Source organism: Micromonospora sp. NPDC048999 (assembly GCF_040649295.1).
Lineage (GTDB): Bacteria > Actinomycetota > Actinomycetes > Mycobacteriales > Micromonosporaceae > Micromonospora.
Window position 1 is genome coordinate 1 of the sequence record NZ_JBEZFI010000103.1, and the last position, 1,569, is coordinate 1,569.

Genomic DNA, 1,569 nt, shown 5'->3' on the forward strand with positions numbered 1-1,569 from the left:
GCCGCAATCCTGCACCACGCACGGCTAACGGCGTAACCGCCGCTGCCGGGTGACCCCACACCAGCTCACCCGGCAGCGGTACGCGGTCAACGACGCAACCGAACGACCCAGCCACGCCGCCCAAAGCAACGCCCTCAACTCGGCACGTCCGGATGCAGGCACCGGCGATCGGTTACCTTCCGTGACGAGCGCTACGCGGCAGTTGAGTGCATCTGCAACGAAGGGCAGGGAAAGCTGATAATGCAGGTGATGGGTACTCGCCGTGAAGTGAGGACTGCCGGTTGATGACGAGCGCTGACGAGCTGTTCGCGGCACGTCTCGCCTTCCCGTTGGGCGACCGGGTGCGAGGCACCGTGAGTGCCGTCCCGATGGGCGTGGGACGGGCAGGGGTTCTGGTAGACCTTGGTCAGCCGCCGCAGGGGTGGGTCGACGTCCTTCACCTGCCGGACGACCCGACCGACTGGCCCGCGGTCGGCAAGGCTGGGCTCTTTGAGGTGTTGCAACACCGGCCCGGCCAGGTGCGGCTGTTTCCGTTGGACGCCGGGATGCGCAGTCGGCGGACCCGCTTCTCGCACTGGTCGGGTGAGGAATGGGCCGCGATCACCCGACGGTACCCCGAGGGCGAAGTTGTCGTGGGAACCGTCACCAACGTTTTCCCAGGCAACCGCGAGTACACAGTCGCGTTCGACGACTGCTGGTCGGCGGTCGAGTATGAGGACAATGCGCCCTCGGTCGGCTGGACCGGCCCGTTCCGCGTGACCCGCCTGCTGGAGTGGACCCACCGAATCTTGCTAACGCCGGCGACGTAGCGACCGACCAGATGGATGGGCCAAAACCACGTCAATCGGGCCGAACGCCTCGTGTTCCGACGGACCGGCTGACTCACTCAACTCGACAGATCCGGTAGTTGACGACGGCGACCTATGAACGTGTCTGTAGCGGAACGTAGCCGCCAGAGACCAGATCGGACCGCCGAACCCTCCCGTCGCCGCATGTGACCCGGCTGCGCCACGTCCGACTGTCGAGCAGCACACTCCCGCGCCTGGACTGGGTAGCCGGCTCGGCTGTCACCGTCAGGCCGACCCTGCCCCTGTCGATCAGCGTCATGGTCGCTCCGCCCGCCTTATGATCAGCTCGCCCCCCGTTTACCCCCCGAAAACCCCTGCCCAAGAGCGACAATCAGTGACAACCAGCGATCACTTCAAGAGGCCGTTTTTGCAGGTCGTTGCCCATTATCGACAACCGATGACAAGTGCGATACCGTCACGGTCGGTAACAAGGGGTCGTCGGTTCAAATCCGGCCGTCCCGACAGCATGAAATAGCAGGTCAGGAGGCTGGTCCGAAATATCGGGCCGGCCTTTCTGGCTTCCCGGGGACCACTCGGGTCAAGTGCGCCATCCGGCAGCGCTCCTTGACCGTTGGTCAAGTCTCAAGCCTCCAGCCGGGGTGCCTGCCGAATCGTTCGCTCCCTGCATCAAGGCGGCCCTTGACGGGCCGCACGCGCCGCCGCCTGGGCGCGCGCCGGCCGCTGCCGCTGTCGCTCTGCGGCCGTCACGCCTGATGCCCGG

General features: G+C 65.9%; 1 protein-coding gene. It reads left to right on the forward strand.

Annotated features, from left to right (window positions below; translation table 11 throughout):
- Positions 1-353 precede the first annotated feature (353 nt).
- The gene (locus AB0C02_RS33550; RefSeq protein WP_357553235.1) at positions 354-809 is read left to right on the forward strand and encodes a hypothetical protein; all 456 of its coding nucleotides are present in this window, start codon (positions 354-356) and stop codon (positions 807-809) included.
- Positions 810-1,569: the final 760 nt, after the last annotated feature.